This window comes from Hydrogeniiclostridium mannosilyticum (assembly GCF_003268275.1).
In the GTDB taxonomy this organism is placed as follows: domain Bacteria; phylum Bacillota; class Clostridia; order Oscillospirales; family Acutalibacteraceae; genus Hydrogeniiclostridium; species Hydrogeniiclostridium mannosilyticum.
Map to the genome: position 1 here is coordinate 16,166 of NZ_QLYR01000010.1, position 20,241 is coordinate 36,406.

The 20,241-nt window shown below is 56.3% G+C and carries 16 protein-coding genes; 9 read left to right on the forward strand and 7 right to left on the reverse strand.

What is annotated here, in order from left to right:
• Positions 1-137: 137 nt before the first annotated feature.
• The 4 genes from proS to acpP form a co-directional block, all read right to left on the reverse strand.
• On the reverse strand, positions 138-1,574 hold the full coding sequence (gene proS / locus DPQ25_RS11835; protein ID WP_112333389.1) for a proline--tRNA ligase: 1,437 nt from the start codon (positions 1,572-1,574) through the stop codon (positions 138-140).
• Positions 1,575-1,623: 49 nt separating this feature from the next.
• Positions 1,624-1,806 (reverse strand): OadG-related small transporter subunit, encoded by a 183-nt coding sequence (locus DPQ25_RS11840; protein ID WP_112333390.1) that lies wholly within the window; start codon positions 1,804-1,806, stop codon positions 1,624-1,626.
• Positions 1,807-1,827: 21 nt separating this feature from the next.
• Positions 1,828-2,967, reverse strand: a complete 1,140-nt coding sequence (locus DPQ25_RS11845) for a sodium ion-translocating decarboxylase subunit beta (protein WP_407928166.1) — start codon at positions 2,965-2,967, stop codon at positions 1,828-1,830.
• A gap of 506 nt (positions 2,968-3,473) precedes the next feature.
• Positions 3,474-3,701 carry an acyl carrier protein gene (acpP, locus tag DPQ25_RS11855; protein WP_112333392.1) on the reverse strand — a complete coding sequence of 76 codons (228 nt, stop codon included), beginning with the start codon at positions 3,699-3,701 and terminating at the stop codon, positions 3,474-3,476.
• 224 nt (positions 3,702-3,925) lie between these two features.
• Here acpP and DPQ25_RS11860 point away from each other — a divergent pair, with 224 nt between their 5' ends.
• From DPQ25_RS11860 to DPQ25_RS11895, 8 genes are all read left to right on the forward strand, one after another.
• Positions 3,926-4,843, forward strand: coding sequence for a shikimate dehydrogenase family protein (locus DPQ25_RS11860; RefSeq protein ID WP_112333393.1), 918 nt, complete (start codon positions 3,926-3,928; stop codon positions 4,841-4,843).
• Positions 4,840-5,373, forward strand: a complete 534-nt coding sequence (locus DPQ25_RS11865) for a shikimate kinase (RefSeq protein WP_112333394.1) — start codon at positions 4,840-4,842, stop codon at positions 5,371-5,373. Before DPQ25_RS11860 ends, DPQ25_RS11865 begins: the two co-directional genes overlap by 4 nt.
• 335 nt (positions 5,374-5,708) lie before the next feature.
• Positions 5,709-6,728: a 3-deoxy-7-phosphoheptulonate synthase gene (aroF, locus tag DPQ25_RS11870; protein ID WP_112333395.1), complete on the forward strand. Its 1,020-nt coding sequence runs from the start codon at positions 5,709-5,711 to the stop codon at positions 6,726-6,728.
• A gap of 3 nt (positions 6,729-6,731) precedes the next feature.
• The gene (locus DPQ25_RS11875; RefSeq protein ID WP_112333396.1) at positions 6,732-7,580 is read left to right on the forward strand and encodes a prephenate dehydrogenase; all 849 of its coding nucleotides are present in this window, start codon (positions 6,732-6,734) and stop codon (positions 7,578-7,580) included.
• A gap of 44 nt (positions 7,581-7,624) precedes the next feature.
• Positions 7,625-8,683, forward strand: a complete 1,059-nt coding sequence (aroB, locus tag DPQ25_RS11880) for a 3-dehydroquinate synthase (RefSeq protein ID WP_112333397.1) — start codon at positions 7,625-7,627, stop codon at positions 8,681-8,683.
• A 35-nt stretch (positions 8,684-8,718) separates the two neighbouring features.
• Positions 8,719-10,032, forward strand: coding sequence for a 3-phosphoshikimate 1-carboxyvinyltransferase (aroA, locus tag DPQ25_RS11885; protein WP_112333398.1), 1,314 nt, complete (start codon positions 8,719-8,721; stop codon positions 10,030-10,032).
• Positions 10,004-11,107 (forward strand): chorismate synthase, encoded by a 1,104-nt coding sequence (aroC, locus tag DPQ25_RS11890; RefSeq protein ID WP_112333399.1) that lies wholly within the window; start codon positions 10,004-10,006, stop codon positions 11,105-11,107. The genes aroA and aroC overlap by 29 nt, the downstream gene beginning before the upstream one ends.
• Positions 11,108-11,152: 45 nt before the next feature.
• Positions 11,153-12,277, forward strand: coding sequence for a bifunctional chorismate mutase/prephenate dehydratase (locus tag DPQ25_RS11895; protein WP_112333400.1), 1,125 nt, complete (start codon positions 11,153-11,155; stop codon positions 12,275-12,277).
• Between the two features lie 70 nt (positions 12,278-12,347).
• Here DPQ25_RS11895 and DPQ25_RS11900 read toward each other — a convergent pair whose 3' ends face one another.
• From DPQ25_RS11900 to DPQ25_RS11915, 3 genes are all read right to left on the reverse strand, one after another.
• The gene (locus DPQ25_RS11900; protein WP_112333401.1) at positions 12,348-13,220 is read right to left on the reverse strand and encodes an alpha/beta hydrolase; all 873 of its coding nucleotides are present in this window, start codon (positions 13,218-13,220) and stop codon (positions 12,348-12,350) included.
• 282 nt (positions 13,221-13,502) lie between these two features.
• Complete coding sequence (locus tag DPQ25_RS11910; RefSeq protein WP_112333403.1) at positions 13,503-15,503, reverse strand: hypothetical protein; 2,001 nt, start codon at positions 15,501-15,503, stop codon at positions 13,503-13,505.
• Between the two features lie 60 nt (positions 15,504-15,563).
• Positions 15,564-18,671, reverse strand: coding sequence for a glycosyl hydrolase family 2 protein (locus tag DPQ25_RS11915; protein WP_112333404.1), 3,108 nt, complete (start codon positions 18,669-18,671; stop codon positions 15,564-15,566).
• 143 nt (positions 18,672-18,814) lie between these two features.
• Here DPQ25_RS11915 and DPQ25_RS11920 point away from each other — a divergent pair, with 143 nt between their 5' ends.
• Entirely contained in the window at positions 18,815-20,149 is a 1,335-nt protein-coding gene (locus DPQ25_RS11920) for an MFS transporter (protein ID WP_112333405.1), read from the forward strand.
• Positions 20,150-20,241 lie beyond the last annotated feature (92 nt).

Here is a 20,241-nt window from a genome sequence, read left to right on the forward strand (position 1 = left end):
GCGTAAAAAAGCATTATCAGCCAGGCAGTAAAATCCGGCATGAAAGAAAAAGGCGCTCCCCATAGGCAACCGGCATGCGATGCAAAAAGGAGGCCTTCCCGGCCTCCCTGCAATGTGTCTTTGATATTACAAGGCTGTCAATACGCTTTTCCCCAATAAACCATTGATTTTGCGGGCCTGCCGCAGCAAACGCAGACATCGCCCACCTTTTCCTGCTCAAACGGGATGCAGCGCGAACTTACGCCGGCAACCTCCTTCAGCTTTTCCTCACAGGCCAGTTCTCCGCACCACATGGCCTTGATAAAGCCCGGCTTTTCATCTGCCGTACGCTTCATCTCCTCCAGGGTCCCCGCCGCATAAGTCATGCTCTCGCGGCGTTCCAGCGCGCGGTCGTACATCTGCTGCCGGACAATATCCAGCTGCTCCGCGATGCGGGCCTCCAGCTGATCAAGCGGAACAAAAATCTTCTCCCGGTCTGTTCTGCGAACCAGCACGCACTGGCCCTTTTCCATATCCTTGGGTCCGATTTCCAGCCGGAGCGGGACGCCCTTCATCTCATATTGAGCGAACTTCCAGCCGGGGCTCTGCTCGCCGTCGTCTACCTTGACCCGGAAAGAACCCTTTAAGCGGTCACGCAGCTCATAGGCCTTATCCAGCACGCCCGGCTTATGCTGGGCAACCGGCAGCACAACCACCTGAACCGGCGCGACCGCCGGCGGCAGCACCAGGCCGTTATTGTCGCCGTGCGTCATGATGATGCCGCCGATAATGCGCGTGCTCATTCCCCACGAGGTCTGGTGAGGATAATTAATGGAGTTGTCGCGGCCCTGGAAGGTCACATTGAAGGCACGCGCAAAGCCATCGCCAAAATAATGGCTGGTACCGCTCTGCAGCGCCTTACCGTCGTGCATCATCGCCTCGATGGTATAGGTTGCCTCTGCGCCTGCGAATTTTTCCTTGTCCGTCTTGCGGCCCTTGATGACCGGGATAGCCAGCTGCTGCTCGCAGAAACCGGCATAGACGTTGAGCATGCGCTCCGTCTCCGCCTTTGCCTCCTCGGCGGTCTCGTGCATGGTGTGGCCCTCCTGCCAGTAAAATTCCACACTGCGCAGGAATGGGCGGGTCGTTTTTTCCCAGCGCACAACGCTGCACCACTGGTTATAGAGCTTGGGCAGGTCCCGCCAGGAATGAATGACCTTGGCGTAGTGGTCACAGAACAATGTCTCCGAGGTAGGGCGTACACAGAGGCGTTCCTCCAGCTGTTCGCTGCCGCCCATCGTCACCCAGGCCACCTCCGGCGCAAAGCCCTCAACGTGGTCCTTCTCCCGCTGAAGCAGGCTTTCCGGGATAAAAAGCGGCATTGCCACATTCTCATGGCCCAGTTCTTTAAAGCGGGTGTCCAGAAAATGCTGAATATTCTCCCAAAGTGCAAAGCCATACGGCTCTATCACCATACAGCCGCGCACACTGCTGTAATCCATCAGCTCTGCCTTTTTAACAATATCCGTGTACCATTGGGCAAAGTCCTCCTCCATGGGGGTAATTGCCTCGACCATCTTTTTTTGTTCTGCCATTTACGCTCACCAGTTTCTTTATAGTTTCATTGGGGATATTCCCTGCAAATTATTCTTCTTTCTTCTTTGTAAAACGGTTCAGAACCACAATGAGCAGAAAGATCAACACCATGACAATGAAGATGCCCAGCATGCCTTTGCCCATCAGCTCTAAAGATTTCCAAATATCCTCGCTCTGTACGTCGCCCAATATGCTGCGAAACGCTGTCGCCAGCGCAAAAAAATTCATCATATCCTTACACCTCCGCCGTTCTTACATCATGCCCCAGAGGCGCGCAAGCGAAAGGATAATCCCGCCCGCTACCACGGAGCCTATCTGACCTGCGACGTTCGCGCCGACCGCGTGCATCAGCAAATGGTTCTGGTTGTCCTCCTTCAGCGCCATTTTCTGAATGACGCGCGCCGACATGGGGAACGCTGAAATTCCGGCGCCGCCGACCATTGGGTTGATTTTCTTATTTTTCGGCAGGAAAATATTAAGCAGCTTGGCAAACAGCACCCCGCCGACCGTGTCGAAAATAAACGCAATCAGCCCCAGGCCCATAATCATCAGCGTGCCCACTGAGAGGAACTTGTCGGCCTGCATCTGGAAGGCGATGGTGACGCCAAGGAATATGGTAATCAGGTTTGCCAGCGGCCCCTGCGCCGTCTGCGACAAATTCTCCAGGCGCCCGCATTCGCGGATCAGGTTACCGAACATCAGGAAGCCCACCAGCGCCAGTGAATCGGGCGCAATCAGGCCGGCGATAATTGTTACAATGATCGGGAAGAGAATCCGCGTGGACTTGCTCACGTGCGAAGGATTATAAGGCATGCGGATGGTGCGTTCCTTATGCGTAGTCACCAGACGGATTGCAAACGGCTGGATGATTGGAACCAGCGCCATGTACGAATAGGCTGCCACCGTAATCGCGCCAAAATACTCGCTGCCCAGCTTTTGGGCCACCATAATGGAGGTCGGGCCGTCCGCCGCGCCGATTACGCCGGCGCTCATTGCATCCTTCAGCGGGAACCCCAGCAGCACCGCCAGCACCACCGTGAAGAAAATGCCAAACTGTGCCGCGCCGCCAAACAACAGCATGCGCGGGTTGCTGAGCAGGGGGCCAAAGTCGATCATCGCGCCGATGCCCACAAACAAAAGCAGCGGAAATGCCTCCGAAGCGGCAATTCCCTTCTCATAAAGCCACTGCACAATGCCGTTTTCTCCCAGCACACCCGGCAGCGGCAGGTTGACCAAAATGGCGCCGAAGCCCATCGGCAGGAGCAGGGCCGGCTCAAAATCCTTTTTGATCGCCAGCCAGATCAGCAGCCCGCCAATCAGCCACATGACAAGGGTTTTCGGGTTGTTGACCACAAAGGTAACGCCGTCGGTTAAAAAACTAAATTCACCCAATGCTTTAACACTCCTTTTTTATTGTGTTGGCTGCCTGATATTGCTGCGGAACGGGAATGGGCGCCTCCCGTCTGGCCAAGCCGGCCGAACCTACATTTTCGCATGGCGCCCAGGCTGCCCTACAAGCGCGCGGCTTTTCAAAGGAATCTCCGGCCCTTTTTCTGCACCCTTCTGCTGGGGCGGCGCAAACCGAGAGACAATGCTCCGGGTAGCAGGGCCAAAAGCTTCAAAGCAATCATTTTCCCGTTTTCAAAAAAATGATCCCCCGAGAAAAAATTTTTCGGTATGCCGAAGCCTAAACCTTCCCTCCCCCAGCTTTTCATCGTCCGGGTAACCGGATGCCAAAAATAACCGGAAATAAAGCTCTTTCATTATATCGGATATACCGGCACATTTCAAGTAAAAAAATCCGCTGTACAAATTGTACAGCGGATTTTTACAGCCCAGCGCCAAGCCGGGCCGCAACCGTATTTTCGCAGGACGGAACCCGGCAGCCGGTTCCCGTTTTAGGCGTGTTCTTCAATATACTTTACAAGCTCACCGACTGTCTTGATGTTGTCAATCTCCTCGTCGGGGATTTCAATCTCGAATTCGTCTTCAATCGACATCAACAGGTCCACGACATCCAGAGAATCCGCTCCCAGGTCATCGGCAATCAGGGTTTCAGGAGTAATGGTATCCTCTTCCACGTCAAACTGCTCGCTTAATATTGCCTTAACTTTCTCCAGTACCATAAGTTTTCCCTCCTTCACCATAAAATTGTAAAAACACACAGAATCCACTGCGCGGGCACAAGCCCATAGACAAAGCTTGTTAGATTTGGTACAATACACTTCTAGAGTTGCCTGTTAAAAAGGCAGCTCAACGCAAGCTGTCTTATCCACATATTATTAGCAAACTCCTTCTTTGTCAATATATATTTTGAAATTAATACTATTTTTATGTGAGGCGATTCATCTTGACAAATCGAAAATTTGCCGTTATAGGCCACCCAATTGAACACTCCATGTCCCCTTTTCTCAACGAGCGCCTTTTTGACCTGTACGGAGCTCCCGCGGCCTATGAAACCATGGACATTGCGCCGGGCGCCCTGGCGGGCGCTTTGCCGAAGCTACGGCTGCTGGACGGCTTTAATGTAACCATTCCCCACAAGCAGGCAATTATCCCCTTACTTGACGTTCTCGATGCAAAAGCCGCCTTCTTCGGCTCTGTCAACACGGTAAAGAAGGAAAACGGGCGTTTGGTGGGCTATACCACCGACGGCGCCGGTTTTCGCTATGCCCTGGAGCATGCTGGCGTTGCGCTGGCGGGCCATATCATGGTTCTGGGCTGCGGCGGCGTTTCCCGTGTGATGGCCTATGAGGCCGCCACGGTTTGCGCCGAGCCGGACATTACCCTCGTCACCCGCGAGAACAGCCTGTGGAAGGCCGAGGCCCTGCGCGACGACCTTGAAAAGGACCTGCGCATCCGCGGAAAAAAAGGCCGTCTTAAAATTACCACCTTTGACCGCCTTGAGCAGGGAAGATGGGCGGCGAACGGCCTGCGTGAAGACGGTTACGACCTGCTTGTAAACGGCACCAGTGCCGGCATGTACCCGCGCAGCGACGACACCCCTGTCAGCGAAACCGTTGTCAGGCACTGCAAAGCCGTATTTGACGCCGTCTATAACCCGCACAACACCCGGCTGCTGCAAATAGCCGGGCAATACGGCATTCCCGCCGTACACGGCATGGACATGCTGGTCGGGCAGGCTGCCGCGTCGCATAAAATATGGGACGGCGCCTCCTATGAGGATGGGGCGCTCGTTCAGCTTGGCAAGGATGCCCTTGCACGCATGGAGCAGCTTTTTGGCCAAAAGAACGGAGCCTCCCAATGAAGAATATTGTCCTGTGCGGTTTTATGGGGTGCGGCAAAAGCACGGTTGGCCGCAGGCTTGCGCAAATCCTGAAAATGGATTTTATTGACATGGATCAATGGATTGAAAAACGGCAGGGGCGGCGGATTTCAGCCATTTTTGCACAGGAGGGAGAAGCTTTTTTCCGGAACCTGGAGCGAGAGGCCTGCCGCCAGCTTTCCGGGCAGCAGGGCCTGGTGCTCTCCACCGGCGGCGGAACCCTGCTTTCAGCAGAAAACGCAGGCGTACTGCGCCGGACCGGCACCATCTTTTTGCTGGACGCGCCGCTTGCCGCTATTCGAGAACGGTTGAAAAACGACAAATCCCGTCCGCTTTTACAGCGCCCCGACCGGGATGAGGCAATCCTCCGGCTTTACACAGAGCGCCTTCCGCTGTACCGTGAAGTGGCCGACCACATTGTCAACGCCGCGCAGCCCATCGGAGCGGTAGCCGGCGAAATCGCCGCTTACTGCTCCGACGCCAAGGACTGCCGCCGCCAAGCCGGTTCTTAATTTTTTCTTGACAAAGGCCGCCGCCCTGTATTATAGTAAAAGTAGTAAACGATGTTTGATAGGAGTATTTTATGCATTTGACAGCTTTGGACACTCGATTTACAGGCTATTTTTATCCCCGCTATTTTGCGCGGGATTTTTCTGCGTGTAAAAAAAGCTGTTCAAACTCCTTGCAAGCCCATTAACAGCAGCACGGTTTTAAAGCCGTAAGCTGAAACAGACGATTATCATCGGGCAACGGAGCTGGCAACAGCCCCGTTGTTTTTTTATAACAATTTTCCGCAAACTGATGATTGAACTGCTTATGAAAAATTGAATGATGGAGGAAAGCACTTATGATTATTGTCTTAAAACCCAACTGCACCAAGGAACAGCTCGTGCATTTTACAGAGGCGCTTAAGCGCGACTACGACGTATCCGTCAATACCTGGGTGGGTACTCAGAGCACGGTTCTGGGCCTTATTGGCGACACCACCGCGATCGATATCGACTATATCTCCGCGCAGGACTTTGTCGAAAGCGTCAAGCGCGTGCAGGAGCCTTACAAAAAGGCCAACCGTAAATTCCACCCGGGGGACACCGTTATCACCCTGCCCGGCGGGCAGAAAATCGGCGGAGGCGGGCTTTCCATCATCGCGGGTCCCTGCTCCGTTGAATGCGAGGAACAGATCTGCGGCATCGCTGAGCGCGTCAAGGCCGCCGGCGCCCAATTCCTTCGCGGCGGCGCCTTTAAGCCCCGCACCTCGCCCTACTCCTTCCAGGGCCTGAAGGCAGAGGGGATTGAACTGCTGCAGGAGGCGCGGGCAAAAACCGGCCTTCCAATCGTCACAGAGATTATGAGCATCAACCACTTACCCCTTTTCGAGGATGTCGATATCATTCAGGTCGGCGCACGCAATATGCAGAACTTCGAGCTGCTGAAAGCGCTTGGAAAAATCAACAAGCCTATTCTGCTCAAGCGCGGCCTGTCCAGCACCATTGAGGAGCTGCTGATGAGCGCCGAATACATCATGGCGGGCGGCAACGAACAGGTTATCCTGTGCGAACGCGGCATTCGCACCTATGAGACCTATACCCGCAACACACTGGATATCTCCGCAGTGCCGATTTTAAAAAGGCTTTCTCATCTGCCCGTGGTTGTAGACCCCAGCCATGCCTCCGGCATCGCCTGGCTGGTCGAGCCGCTGGCGCTGGCCGCCGTAGCCGCCGGGGCAGACGGCCTGATCATCGAGGTGCACAACAACCCCGCCAAGGCACTCTCCGACGGCGCGCAGTCCCTAACGCCGGACCAGTTCGATCATACGGCCGCAAAAATCTTTGCCGCCGCCAAGGCCTTTGGCAAGCAGGTGGACTGAGCCATGAACACCACCGGCTGCAAAACCGTTGCTGTTGTTGGGTTAGGCCTAATTGGCGGCTCTATTGCCAAGGCCTTTCAAAAATACACGCCCCACCGTGTTCTAGGCCTGGACCGCGATACTGCCGTTATGCGCGAGGCGCTTGACTGCGGCGCGATTGACGAGGCTATCACCCCCGCGCAATTGGCGCAGGCCAGCCTGATTTATCTCTGCCTCTACCCCCAGGCCGCCATTGATTTTATTCGGGAATACGGCTGTTTTATCGCTCCCGGCTGCATTGTCACAGATACCTGCGGCATCAAAACGGAAATTTGTGCCCAAATGCCGCAGCTGGCCGCATCCTACGGCTTTACCTTTATCGGGGCCCATCCTATGGCCGGACGGGAACGGAACGGCTTTGTCATGAGCGATGCCGATCTGTTCTTGGGCGCCAGCTTTATCCTGACCCCCTGCGGGGCTGCCGCCGAAGCGGTGGCGGAGCTGAAGCGCACGACCATGCCGCTCGGCTTCTCCGCCTCGGTTGAAACCACGCCGGAGGACCACGACCGCCTCATTGCCTTTACCAGCCAGGTGCCGCACGCGCTCGCCTGCGCCTATGTGATGAGCCCCTGCTGTCCCCGGCATAAGGGCTTTTCAGCGGGCAGCTACCGGGATGTCTCCCGGGTGGCAAATATTAACGAGGAGCTGTGGAGCGAGCTATTCTTGGACAATGCTGCCCCGCTGTCCGCAGAGCTGGAAACCCTGATCCGGCATCTTTCGCTCATCCGGCAAGCGGTTGACAGCCGTGACCGCGACCGGCTGCGGGAGCTGCTCCGGCAAGGCCGGCTGGTCAAGGAAGAGCTCGGCGAATAAAGCCGGCTCGTAATGAGCATTCTGCTCTTGAAAGGAGCTTTTATATGGAACTTCTTGTCAACACCTCCTCCCCCTATAAAATTCTGATTGAACACGGCTGCCTTTCCCATGCGGGGAAGCTCTGCCGTTCCCTCTTTGCCGCAGGGCGCCGGGCCGCCGTAATTGCAGACAGCAACACCGCGCCGCTCTATGCCGCCGCCCTGCAAAAATCCCTGTCCGAAGCCGGCTTTCTGCCCAGCCTTTACACCTTTCCCGCCGGGGAGGGCAGCAAGCAGCTTTCCACCGTTGCGGGGATGTATGCGTTTCTCGCCGGGCAAGGCCTGACGCGCACCGACTTTATTGTGGCCCTGGGCGGCGGCGTGGCCGGAGATATGGCAGGCTTTGCGGCCGCTACCTATCTGAGAGGCGTTCCCTTTGTGCAGGTTCCCACCTCGCTGCTGGCCCAGGTGGATTCTTCCGTCGGCGGAAAAACAGCGGTGGACCTGCCCCAGGGAAAAAACCTCGTCGGCGCCTTTCATCAGCCTGCGCTGGTGCTAATCGACCCGGATACGCTTACCTCTCTGCCGTCCGCCTATTTTGCCGACGGCCTGGGCGAGGTTATTAAATATGGCTGTATCCGCAGCCGTTCACTATTTGAGAAACTGCTTTCCGGCGGTGTCCGCGCGGATTTGCCTTCTGTTTTATATGAATGCGTCGATATCAAACGGCAGATCGTAGAGCACGATGAATTTGACACCGGAGAGCGCATGTTGTTGAATTTCGGCCATACCTTCGGCCATGCGCTTGAAAAATTCTATCATTTTGAAAAGCTTTCACATGGTTTTGCAGTGGGCATCGGCATGGTGCTGATGGCAAGGCTCGGCGAGGCCGCCGGCCTTACCCAGGCCGGCACGGCTAAACAGATTGAAGGTCTTCTGCAAAAATACGGCCTTCCCGTGCGGGATCCCGCGCCGCTGGAGGCCTTACTTAAAGCCACAACCTTGGATAAAAAGAGCACCAGCTCCACAATCCGCATTGTCCTGCTGGAAAAAATCGGTGTGTCGTTCGTCAAGGAGCTTTCCCACGATGAATTTTACCGCCTCGCCGAAAAGGCCCTCGCTTAAACCTGGCAGTAATCTTGCAGAAAGGTCGTTTTTTTATGACAGAGCTAAGCCATGCAGGCCCGGCGGTCTGTTCTCCCGCCCGCCTAGAGGGCATTGTCCCTGCCCCGCCCTCCAAGAGCGTTGCCCACCGGGCCATTCTTTGCGCCGCCCTGGCTGCGCTGAATAAGGAGCCCAGCCGGCTGGCCCCGATTGACCTCTCAAAGGACATCTCGGCCACGCTTGGCGCGGTGTCCGCTCTAGGTGTCAGCAGTGCCGTCAACCAATGGGTTTGTACGATTGCCCCGGAGGTGGGCTTTGTCCGTCAAAGCCGTACCATCGACTGCTGTGAGAGCGGTTCCACGCTCCGTTTTTTGATTCCCATTTTCGCCGCATTGGGGGTAGAGGCCCGCTTTACCGGACAGGGCCGCCTGCCGGAAAGGCCCGTCGGCGTTTATACGGATCTGCTCCCTCTCCACGGGGTTGCCTGCCGCACCCAGGGAGGGCTCCCGCTTTCCATCAGCGGCAAGCTGGAAGCCGGTGATTACCGGCTTCCAGGCAATATCAGCTCTCAATTCATCACGGGGTTACTGTTGGCGCTTCCCCTGCTTGATGGGGAAAGCCGCATTCATTTGAGCACGCCGCTGGAAAGTGCCGCCTACGTCGGCATGACCATTGATGTCATGAAGGATTTCGGCGTCACTGTTGAACCCACGGAGGACGGGTGGCGGATCCCCGCCGGGCAGCACTACCACGGGTGCGTCTACACCGTGGAGGGGGATTGGTCCCAAGCCGCTTTCTTTCTGGCAGCCGGGGCGCTGGGTTCCAAAATCGGCGTTTCCGGGCTGAATCCTGTTTCCCGCCAGGGAGATCGTGCCATTGAGGCGCTGCTGGCGCAGTTCGGCGCACGGCTTCGCTGGGAGGATGGCGCCCTTTTTTGCCTTTCCGGCGAGCTAAACGGCCTCACCATTGACGCCGCTCAAATTCCGGACCTCGTACCGATTCTATCCGTACTCGGCGCCTATTGCCAGGGCCGAACCCATCTTGAAAATGCCGCCCGCGTACGTCTGAAAGAATGCGACCGCCTCGCGGCAATGGCCGAGGGCCTGCAAAGGCTTGGCTGCCCGGTTACACAGACGCCGGACAGCCTGGCGATTGGAGCCCCGGGCCGAAACACCCTGGCAGGCGGTAGTGTGAACGGATATAACGACCACCGCATCGTCATGTCCTTTGCCATTGCCGCCCTGAACGCCGCCGGCCCCATCTCCATCTCGGACCCTGCCAGCATCCAAAAAAGCTACCCCGGTTTTTTCCGGGATTACACATCGTTAGGAGGAAACGCCCATGTCAGCAACGTCGTCCTGGGGAACTAATATCAAGCTATCCATCTTTGGTGAAAGCCATGGGCCGGCCATCGGCGCCGTGCTGGACGGTCTTCCCGCCGGCGTTCCCCTCTGTATGGAGGATATCGAGGCCCAAATGGCCCGCCGGGCTCCCGGGCGGGACAAAAGCTCTACGCCTCGTAAAGAAGCCGATACGCCGCGCTTTGCCAGCGGCGTGCTGGATAATCATACCACCGGCGCACCGCTCTGCATACTGATTGAAAACACGAACACCCGTTCACAGGACTATGCCAACCTTGCCCTTGTCCCTCGCCCCGGGCACGCCGACTACACCGCCTTTTTGCGCTATGGCGGGCACAATGATGTCCGCGGAGGCGGGCATTTTTCCGGGCGCCTGACCGCCTGTCTCTGCGCTGCCGGCGCCGTATGCCGCCAGATTCTGCTGCAGCGCGGTGTGCATATCGGCGGGCATGTGCTTTCCGTCGGCAGCAGCTTTGACGAGGCCTTTCCGGAAGTAGAAATTCCGAGCTCGCTGTTGGACCGTCTCTCTCGGGAGTATTTTCCGGTTATTCGCCCGGATGCCGAAACCCAAATGCGAGCCGTCATTGAGGAGGCCCGCATGGCTCGAAACAGCGTCGGCGGCACGGTTGAAATCGCTGTTTCCGGCTTCCCCGCCGGCATCGGCGGCCCACTATTCGGCGGCGTGGAGCCCGTACTCTCCTCCATCCTGTTTGGGATTCCTGCTGTAAAGGGCATCGAGTTCGGCGCGGGCTTTCAAGTAGCAAAGGCCCGCGGCAGCGAAAACAACGATCCGTTCTATTACCAGGACGGCCAGGTACGCACCAAAACCAACCATGCCGGCGGCATCCTGGGCGGCATTACCACGGGTATGCCCCTGTTGTTCCGCCTAGCCCTGAAGCCGACCTCCTCCATCAGCCTAACACAGGAGAGCATCAACCTCTCCACACAGTCCAACGAGGCCCTGGAGGTTCACGGCCGTCATGACCCCTGCATCGTCCCTCGCGCCGTCCCGGTTGCGGAAGCCGCCGCGGCTGTGGCCCTGCTGGATTTGCTTTTAACCGCCGGCGACCAGCGCACCCTGTAAACAGCGGCGCAGGACCATCAAAAAACCTTGGAGGCATTTATAGATATGGAGCTGAATGAAATTCGTCTGAAAATCGATGAGATAGACAAGGCCCTGCTGCCGCTTTTTTTAGAGCGGATGGCCTGCGCCAGGCAGGTAGCAGCCATTAAAAAGGAGCGGGGGCTGCCGATTTTAAACACCGACCGTGAAAACGAAATTTTAGACCATGTTGCGAAGCAAGCCGGGGATTATGCCGGAGAAGCACGGCTGCTGTACACCCATATCATGGAGCTCAGCCGCGGCCTGCAGCATAACTTACTGGAGGATGGCAGCAGGCTGCGCGGCCTTCTTGAAAGCGCCACGCCGCTGCCAGAAGGCAGCTTTACGGTGGCCTGCCTCGGCGACCCGGGCTCCTTTACCCGTGCCGCGGCCGGGGAGCTTTTTCCGCAAGGGGTCCAGCTTCCCTTTCACACCTTCAGCGAGGTTTTCTCAGCCGTCGCTCAGGGCAATGCTGATTTTGGCGTAGTTGCCGTTGAGAACTCCTCTGCCGGCTCCGTAAGTGAAGTCTATGACAACATCCTGAAGTACCGCTTCTTTATTGTCGGTGCGGAAACCTTTCGCATTCACCAGTGCCTGGCGGCCCCGGCCGTTCCCACCGCACAGCAGCCGCTTACTGCCGTTTATTCGCACCCACAGGCGCTTTCACAGTGCTCGGAGGTCATATCCCAGCTTGGCCTGGAGCCCGTCCCCTGTTCCAGCACCACCGAGGGAGCCTTCGCCGCCAAAGAGCATGGCGCCGGGGCCGCGGCGATTTGCTCGCTACAGGCTGCGGCAGACGCCGGCCTGACCGTCCTGCGCGAAAATGTTCAGAATGCGGAAAACAACCGGACGCGCTTCATCATCATTAGCCGCAGCCTGTATATTTCCAGTGAAGCACAAAAAATAAGCCTCTGCTTTTCCCTGCCCCACCGTACGGGCTCCCTTTACAGCATATTAGCCCGGTTTGCTGCTGCCGGGCTGAACCTTACGAAGATTGAAAGCCGTCCCATTGCCGGACGGGATTTTGAATATGATTTTTACCTGGATTTTACCGGATCCATTCATGAGAAAAGGGTCGCGCAGCTCCTGTGTGCGCTTTCCGCAGAGCTGCCGCGTTTTTCCTTTTTAGGCAATTATTGTGAAAAAGAATAACTATAACCCGCCAAAGAGGCCTCAGCGGAACAAGTTTTTCGCTGAGGCCTCTTTTTGCGTATGCCGCCATTCAGTCTGTTTTTTCTGCAAAGCAGGCCCGCAATTCCTGAATCAAATAGCGCTCTGCGTCTTTACAGAGCAGATCCTGCTCCGGGGAACGGCGTTCGTCGCCCTCATATTCCGGGCGGTTGACCTCAATAAAACCATGCAGCGCCTTTGGATATTCCTTTATCTTTACCGGTACCGCCAAATCAATCAGGCGCTTGGCATAGGCAATCCCCTGAGCCCGCAGCTCATCAATGCCGCAGATGATAAAAATGGCCGGGCTGAGCCCCGCCAACCGCTCGTCCGCCGCAAGCAAAGGGGAATTATACGCCGTTCTGTCCGCACCGTCCGGGAATGCAAACGGGAGCCATTCGTCCGTATCCTTCGCCGTGACGTCTGTCGCCGGGTACACCAGCATCTGGCAAGCCAGCCGGGTTCCCCCGTCCCGGAGCATCAACGCAGCCCCCGCGGCGATCTGTCCGCCTGCGCTGTGTCCGCCGACAGACATTTTCTCAGCCGCAATGTCATATTCCTCCGCATGAGCAGCGAAATACGCCACTGCGTCACAAACCTCCTCCATCGCATATGAAACCGGCTCCACATCTGCCTTGGTGTAATTCACATTGACAATAAACGCAGGAATCTCATTGGCCAGCTTCACGCAAAAGCTATCCATCAACACCGCATCCCCGCCGACCCAGGCCCCGCCGTGCATGTTGAACAGCACTGGAAGCCGCTGCCCTGCCTTGCGCTCCTTCGGTTCATATAAAATAACGTCCACGCCTCGTTTTCCCGCCCTGGGGACAATAAACCGTTCTCCTGTAACTGCCCGCTGGGCATACGCCTCACGCGCTTTTTTTAATGCTTGCAGCATCTTCTGCCTCTCTGTTTCCGCCATCGCGCAACCCCTCCTATTTCAGGAGCTTTCCCACAATGCATGTAAGGAAGCCCCTCTCTTCTGTTAGTTTACCATGCTGTGCGCAGATGTCAATGGGGTAAAATATTCTGGACGGTACGCGCAGATAAAACGCCGGGGAGCCACCTGAACGCGGAAGCAGCCAGCGTTCTATAAGGTTTTGCTGAACAAAGCCGGCCCCTCCGTATGAGCAAATCATACGGAGGGGCCGGCTGTTTTTAGGCATAGCCCTTACGGATAAGAGCCATTATGAGGCGCCGGTGATTATTTCTCGCCGGCATCCAGCAATGCGTAAATATTAACCGCAATATCCCTGGGCGGAATAACCATGCCGCCGTAATTTCCAGTAACCGCATTGTGCGTGTCCGGGAAACAGCCGTCAAAGGCCCCCTGCGCATAGCGTTCATAGGTATCGGGCAGGTTATGCGGCAGCCATTTTTCCTCCCTGTGGTCGAGCATCCAGCGCATACCGGCTTGGGTGATGCCGCGCTGATAGGTACGCCAATCCACTTCCGGGTCAATTTGTGCCCAGTCGTAACCGAGCTCATAGGAGGCGGCAAACACGGTAAGGACCTCCCACTGCACATGGTCGCGTACCCAGTTGGCAAAAAACCAGTCGCTGGAGCAAAGGCAGGGCTTTGTATTATAGAGCATGGGCTTCCCCTTTGGCTCCCATAGATGGGTAAAGGGCAGCAGCGTGCGAATCCAATAACGGGCTTTTTCCAAATAATCCGCGCGGTCCAGCACACGGTAGGCCATATAATAGGCAATCGCCGCGTGGCCCGCTGCCAGCAGGTTCGGCGCATGCAGAGGAGTCTCCCAGAAGTCGCCGGCCTCCGGGCGCTCCATATCCACACAGAAGTCCAGCGCCTTCTCCGAAGCCTTCCGCAGCCTTTCCTGTAGCCCCGTATCCTCTACCTTTTCCGCCAGCTCCAGCATATTCTGTGCGGCAAGCGCGCAAAAATCGATCGCTGTATCCTGGTTCTGCCCCATGGGCTCATGAAACGCACGGGCAACCACAAAATCATCCTTTGTGTAATGGCGGCCATCCGGGTCAAAATAATAGGCGCCGTCTTCCCGCTGCCAGGCAAGCCATTGCTCTGCTTCCTGCACAATATCCGCTTTGGGGCCGGCTGCTTTCTGGCTGTCGCACCAAGCGATTTTCTCCAGCAAGCTCCTGCCGAGCGCCGTCTCCCTGTGCTCTTCAGCATACCGCTTCAAAAAAGCAGGGTAGACAGGCTGCGGGCGGGCCTCCCCCTGACGAACGCCGAAGCCCTCGCCTGCCTCAAAAAGACGTTTGTCATAGGTCTCGGCAATGACGTCCAGCGCCTTCTCAAGCGGCCAGCGCGGCGCACCCGGGTCGGGCAGCCCCTTACGGCTCAGGTCCGCCAGAATTGCATCCATACTCGTTCCGCGCGCTAGGAAAATCTCCGCCTCAAAGTGAATCTTTTCATCCAAATGCAGCTCAAGCGGTACGGAAGAAATCAACTCGTTCTCCTGGGCCTCGATCTCCACATCCGGCAGCTTCAAGCCCATAAGGTGGTTATCCATCCGCTCAATGAAGTTCGGTGAGGCAAAGACTGGCTGACTGTACATTTCACGATAGTTAAACCACCGTGCAGCACGCTTGTTGGGTTCATAGGCCATACCAATAGCCCAGCCGTCATGGCTGACCGCCATCACCGGAATCGCCACCTTGCTGCGGTAGGGGATGGACTTGGAGGCCCAGGGATCTTTAAACCAATCCTGTCCGCTGGACCACTCCCGGCCCACATTCCATTCAACCCCGGGGAAGATGGCATCGTGCTTGTCAACGCCGAAAGAACCTTCGCCCACCTTGAGCCACGGCCCCTTAATATAGCTGGCATATAGGTTTTCATCGGCCTTAAACTGGTAATCCAGCTTTAGGGACGTGTCCGCCAGCTCCAGCGCCACCTCACCGGAAAGGCACTTTTCAAACGGATAGCTCATCCAGTTTTCAAAGCTGGAGCCCCTGAGCATCTGTGGAATATTCTGGCTTTTAACGGCAAAAACCAGCCGGTTTCCATCCTGCTTGTAGCTATCGCTTTCCATGCGCAGCGGGATATCAAAGTCCCTCAGCTTTACCTCGCCGAAATGGTCGAGGACGCCCATCAGCTTACCGTCCGGCGTATAAATTTCAACAAAACCCCAGCCGCTCAGCCTTTTGTAGACAACCGCCTTCATAAAGCTGTTTTCCAGCGTAACCGACTCTCCTGTAAAGCTTGCGTGTTGATAACCAGGCATACAACTCCTCCTTATTTTAACCGCCCATCCTTTGCCTCACAGCAAAGAGCCAAGGACGGCTTATTTGCAGGCCGTCCACACCGGGGCGGCATGCAGGCCGTTGCCGATCAATCCATAGCCCCTGGTAAAATGGTCTCCCGTCGTCATAAAGCTGTCCGGGCCGTAGGCAAAGGCGACAATCGGCAGCTCATGCAGCGGGCCGAAGGTGTTGCGGCGGGTCAGCACAACCTGGACATCCAGCGTACCGTCTTCATTAGCCTTCACACAGGCCTTGTAGGGCATAAAGGAGATGGTCTGCCCCGCGACATTGACACAGGCTCCGCCAAAGCCCTCCAGAGAAATTTCACCCTCTCCGGCGCCCTCCGGCACACGGAATTTATAGGTGACCTTGCCGGAATAGCACGGGAGCCCTTGCTCGACAATTGACCCCAGCTTCAGCACCTTGGGCAGCTCGGTCAGAACAGAGGTGCCGCCCAGCAGGTGGACGCCGCCGTAAAGATGGCGTGCGCCCGGCGCATAGGAGACCTTCTCCACAGCTGGCAGGCTCTCGCCGCGCGTTTCCAGGCGGACGCCGAAGCGGCCCAGCAGATACATGGCCTCCAGGCCGGAGTCACTGCAATAACGGCCCTTCAGCACAACCGTGTTTTTACCGGTTACAATGGCATTGTTCGGAACATGTACCTTCTGGAAGCAGGGATCCACCCACCAGCCGTCCGGCGTCATGTCAAGTTCAACCCCGTTAAAGGCAACGCTGTAACGCTCCGGATGCTCCAGTGCCAGGCAAAGCGGCGACGACGGCACTGTTTCCGCCTCAAAGGCAAAGCGCAGCTCAAAGGCCGTGCCCTCCTCCTTGGGCTTCTCCTTCATGAGCAGCTTGGCGTACCAGGGCTGCAGCATGGAGCCGCCGCGGTACGGCAGGCCCAGAATGTCGCGGATACGCCGGTCCGCCTGGAGAATTTCCATCTCGTCGCTCCAGCCGCCGTTTTCCACACGGTATTGCACCATATCCAGCACACATACGTTGTCCTCGTCCAGCTCATATGCAATGGGATCGCCCAAGCTCACGCCCTGAGCCTGCTGTTTCTCTGTCTCCACGCTCTCTTCACCACACTTACAGCCGCAGTCGGGGCAGGTTTTGGCAGATACCCGGAACAGATGCTCCTGGCCGGGCTGGAAGAACACCTTCATGGTTCCGTCCGCATTGCGGCAGACCGGAGTCTGTTTCCCGGTACGGCAGCACAGCTCTGTAACAGCACCCTCCGGCAGGTTAATGACGGTCTCGACAGGCTCCTCCACCATGTTGAGGAACATGGCATAGTACTCGTCGCCGTCTTTGCGCATCTGCAGATAGATCTTATCAGAATCGCAGCGGGCCGCCGCCATATCCAGCTTTGCCAGCAACGGCTCTCTCTCAAAGGCTACGGAGCTGCCGAAGTCGTAGGTCCCCGCCTCAACCGGGAGCGCATCGAGGTAAGCTGGCTTTTCCCCTGCGAAAATGACCCGGCCGCCGGCATTTTCAAAGGCCTTTAGAAGCTTCAGTGTCTCGGAGCGCATGGTAACCGCACCGCTGACCAACACGGTCTTATAGACAGACTGGCCTACGCGCAGCAACGGGGCGCCGTTTGCAGCCTTTTCTACGGCGCCCATACGTTTGAGGAAGTCCTCATCGCCGTAATCAAAGTCCACATGGCCCTCGCACAGCCAGTAGAACAACTGGGTATACTGGTCCTCAAGCTTTTTAATCTCGGGCGCCTTCGGGCCCAGATTCTCCGCCCAACCAATATGGACCTGGCACCACACGCTCTCAATGGGGTTCAGCACCAGCAAATCGCAAACCGGGTCGCCCTGCTTCATGACCAGGCCGATTCTGGCATAGTAGTCCTCAAGGGATTTATACTCTTTATACCATGGGGACTGGAAGAAGATGCTGGCCGGGTAGTCGCGCTTTGCCTCGCCCTCCATGGTGTACCAGGAAAGATGCGGGCAGCGCAGGTTGATGCCGAACAGCGCCTGCCAGTCGCCGGCAAACTTATAATCCTCCAGGCGCATCTGCCAGCCGCTGCAGCCGTAGAGCTCAGACAGCAGAACCTTTTTACCGGTTTGACGCGCGGCAGATTCAATTTGCTTAGCCACCCAGTAGCATTTGTTATAACCGGAAAGAATGTCGATGCCCGGGTAGGTCATGTGCTCATAATTGCGCATCATCGAGCCATTCATAACCGTTTGTGCGGTGAGGCAGTCCTCATGCAGCACATGGCCGGTAAAAATCATATTGTTTTCATCGCACCACTTATTGAGCGGTTCCATGAAGCTCTCCAGAAACAGCTGCTCGCAGAGCTCGACAAAGTGCTGCTTAACCTGGGCCACGGAACGGCCCTCCGGCTTATAGTAGATCTCTGCCAAATGCGGGATTAAATCATAGCCAAAGCGTTTTTTAAACTCCTCCGGAATCCGGGCGCTCCAGGGAATGCGTGCCAAATCGCCGCCGGTGCCGAACGCATCCATCAGCGTACCGCGGTGCGGCTCATCCGTGAAAATACCGAGGATAGAGTCGCCCAGGCGTTTGCCGCACTTCTCCTTATACTGCTCGTGCGTCAGCTCAATGTAATACTGGGTTGCCTCCGGATTCATGGTGTCCACATAGGTGTAGCCGTTGTAGTTGGGGTCCTTTTCCATTTCAACCGAACGCATCAGAAGCAGCGTCTTATCTGTTTTGTCGCCGGGCTTCAGCTGCTCGCAGTCGTAGAGGTCCACCTCGTTTTCCAGCCGGCAGGCAAAGGCCGCTACCAGGTTTTCCTCACCGGCCGGCACACTGCCGCCCTGCAGAACCTGCATACGCAAAGAGCGCATGCGGTAAGCCGGGTTCTTGGTCACCCGGCCGCCGGCGATGCCGGAGGGCCAGCGGTCCTCATCATAGAGCCAGGCCTCCAGGCCGCGTTTCTTCGCCTCATCCGCGCACTCATTGGTCAGGCGGAACCAGTCTTCCCCCAAATATTCCGTCTGAAGCCCGGTACGGGAATGCATGAAGAAGCCCCCGAAGCCCATATCTTCCAATACGTCGATTTGTCTCATCAATTCCTCGGTCGTCAGCTCACCATTCCAAGACCAAAACGGTTTGGCCCGGTGTTCTACCCCAGGATTTTTAAACTCTTTGTCGATTTGGCGCATCTAATTTTGCCTCCTTAAAAAATTTTGCAATTGACAATGTCAAAGCGCTATGATACTGTTTATCCTGAAAAGCGAGTAGGCGATGGCTCGCTACACGCTGATCATACACAACCAATTTATAAAAAGAAAGCGGGGAACCCTCCATGGCCCTCACGCGAAAGCTGCACAACGGCGCAATACAGATGTGCGCCAGCGCCCATATTTACGGGCAGGAAACCGCTCCGCGCTCCCGCCGCAACATCATGCTCAGCTCGCTGGTCTACAACGTCGTTTTCAATATCATCAACGGCACTTACCTGACAGGCTTTTGCCTGGCCATGGGCGCAGATGCAAACTATGTAAACATCATTGTTGTCATCATGTCCATCTGCAATATGTTCCAATTGGTGTCTCCCTTGATCTTTGAGCGTTTGAAGCAGCGTAAAAAGCTCATTATCCTTCTGCGCGCCGCCGCGCACGCCATCAATCTGCTGGTGATTCCGCTTATTGCGATGAGCGGGCTTGCCGTTGAAACGCTGCTGCCCGTCATTGGCGTGCTGTTCGGCGCCGCACAGCTTATTAACGCGCTGATCGCTCCGGGGCTGCAGGTTTGGCACATCGGCTGTATCCCAGAGGAAAAGCGCTTGGGCTACTTCAGCCTTTTCAGTGTGCTCAACTGCATCATTACCTACGGCAGCCTTTTTCTTGCTGGAATTTTCGCGGATATTCTCGTCCGCTCGCTGGGCGACCATTACGCCCTCCCAACACTGCGGCTGGTTTTTCTAATGCTGGCAGCGCTAGATATTCTTTTCCTCACCAGAATACATGAATACCCCAACCCGCCCAGCGCAAAGCCTTCCCTTCGCCAGATACTGCGCTGCATTCCCGCCTGCCCTGCCTATATGAAGATTATTGGCATCGCCGCGCTGTGGAATTTCGTCGCCAATGTTCCCAGCCAGTACTACACAACCTATCTGCTTGACAACCTGAACCTGAGCTATACCTTCATCAACAGCGTAAACCTGTTCAATATCGTCGCCGTCATCCTGCTGACGCCGCTGTGGAAAAAACTAATCCAGCGCAAAGGGCTGCGCGGCACACTGTTTCTTGCCCTGCTGTTCTACGCCCCCCACGCCTTAGGGCTCTCGCTCGTCGGCACGGAAACGGTGTTTTTATACCCGCTCTCCAGTCTATATGGCATCGTTTTCAGCGTCGGGTTCACCCTGTGTTTTACACTGGTTCCTTACATAGACCTGCCTCACGAAAACCGCACTGTCTACATGGCGCTCTATAACACCTGCTGTGCGCTGGCAGCCCTGCTGGGAGTCCTAGCCGGCAGGCTGATTTACACGCTGTTTGGGAGCATGGCGCCCATTATTCTGTTTGGCACAGAGATCGCTCCCGCACGCCTGCTGGTCATCGGTTTTTCGCTTTTTCTCTTTCTGGCCGCGTTTCTCTCACGGGCCATGCTTAAGAAACAGCCGGAAAGCACGGCCTGATTTTAGCGACGGGCAAATTATAGCATTGACCACCCCGCTTGTCAATAAATTCACCCTGGCCAAAAGATTATCATCGCTTACCACAAATAAAC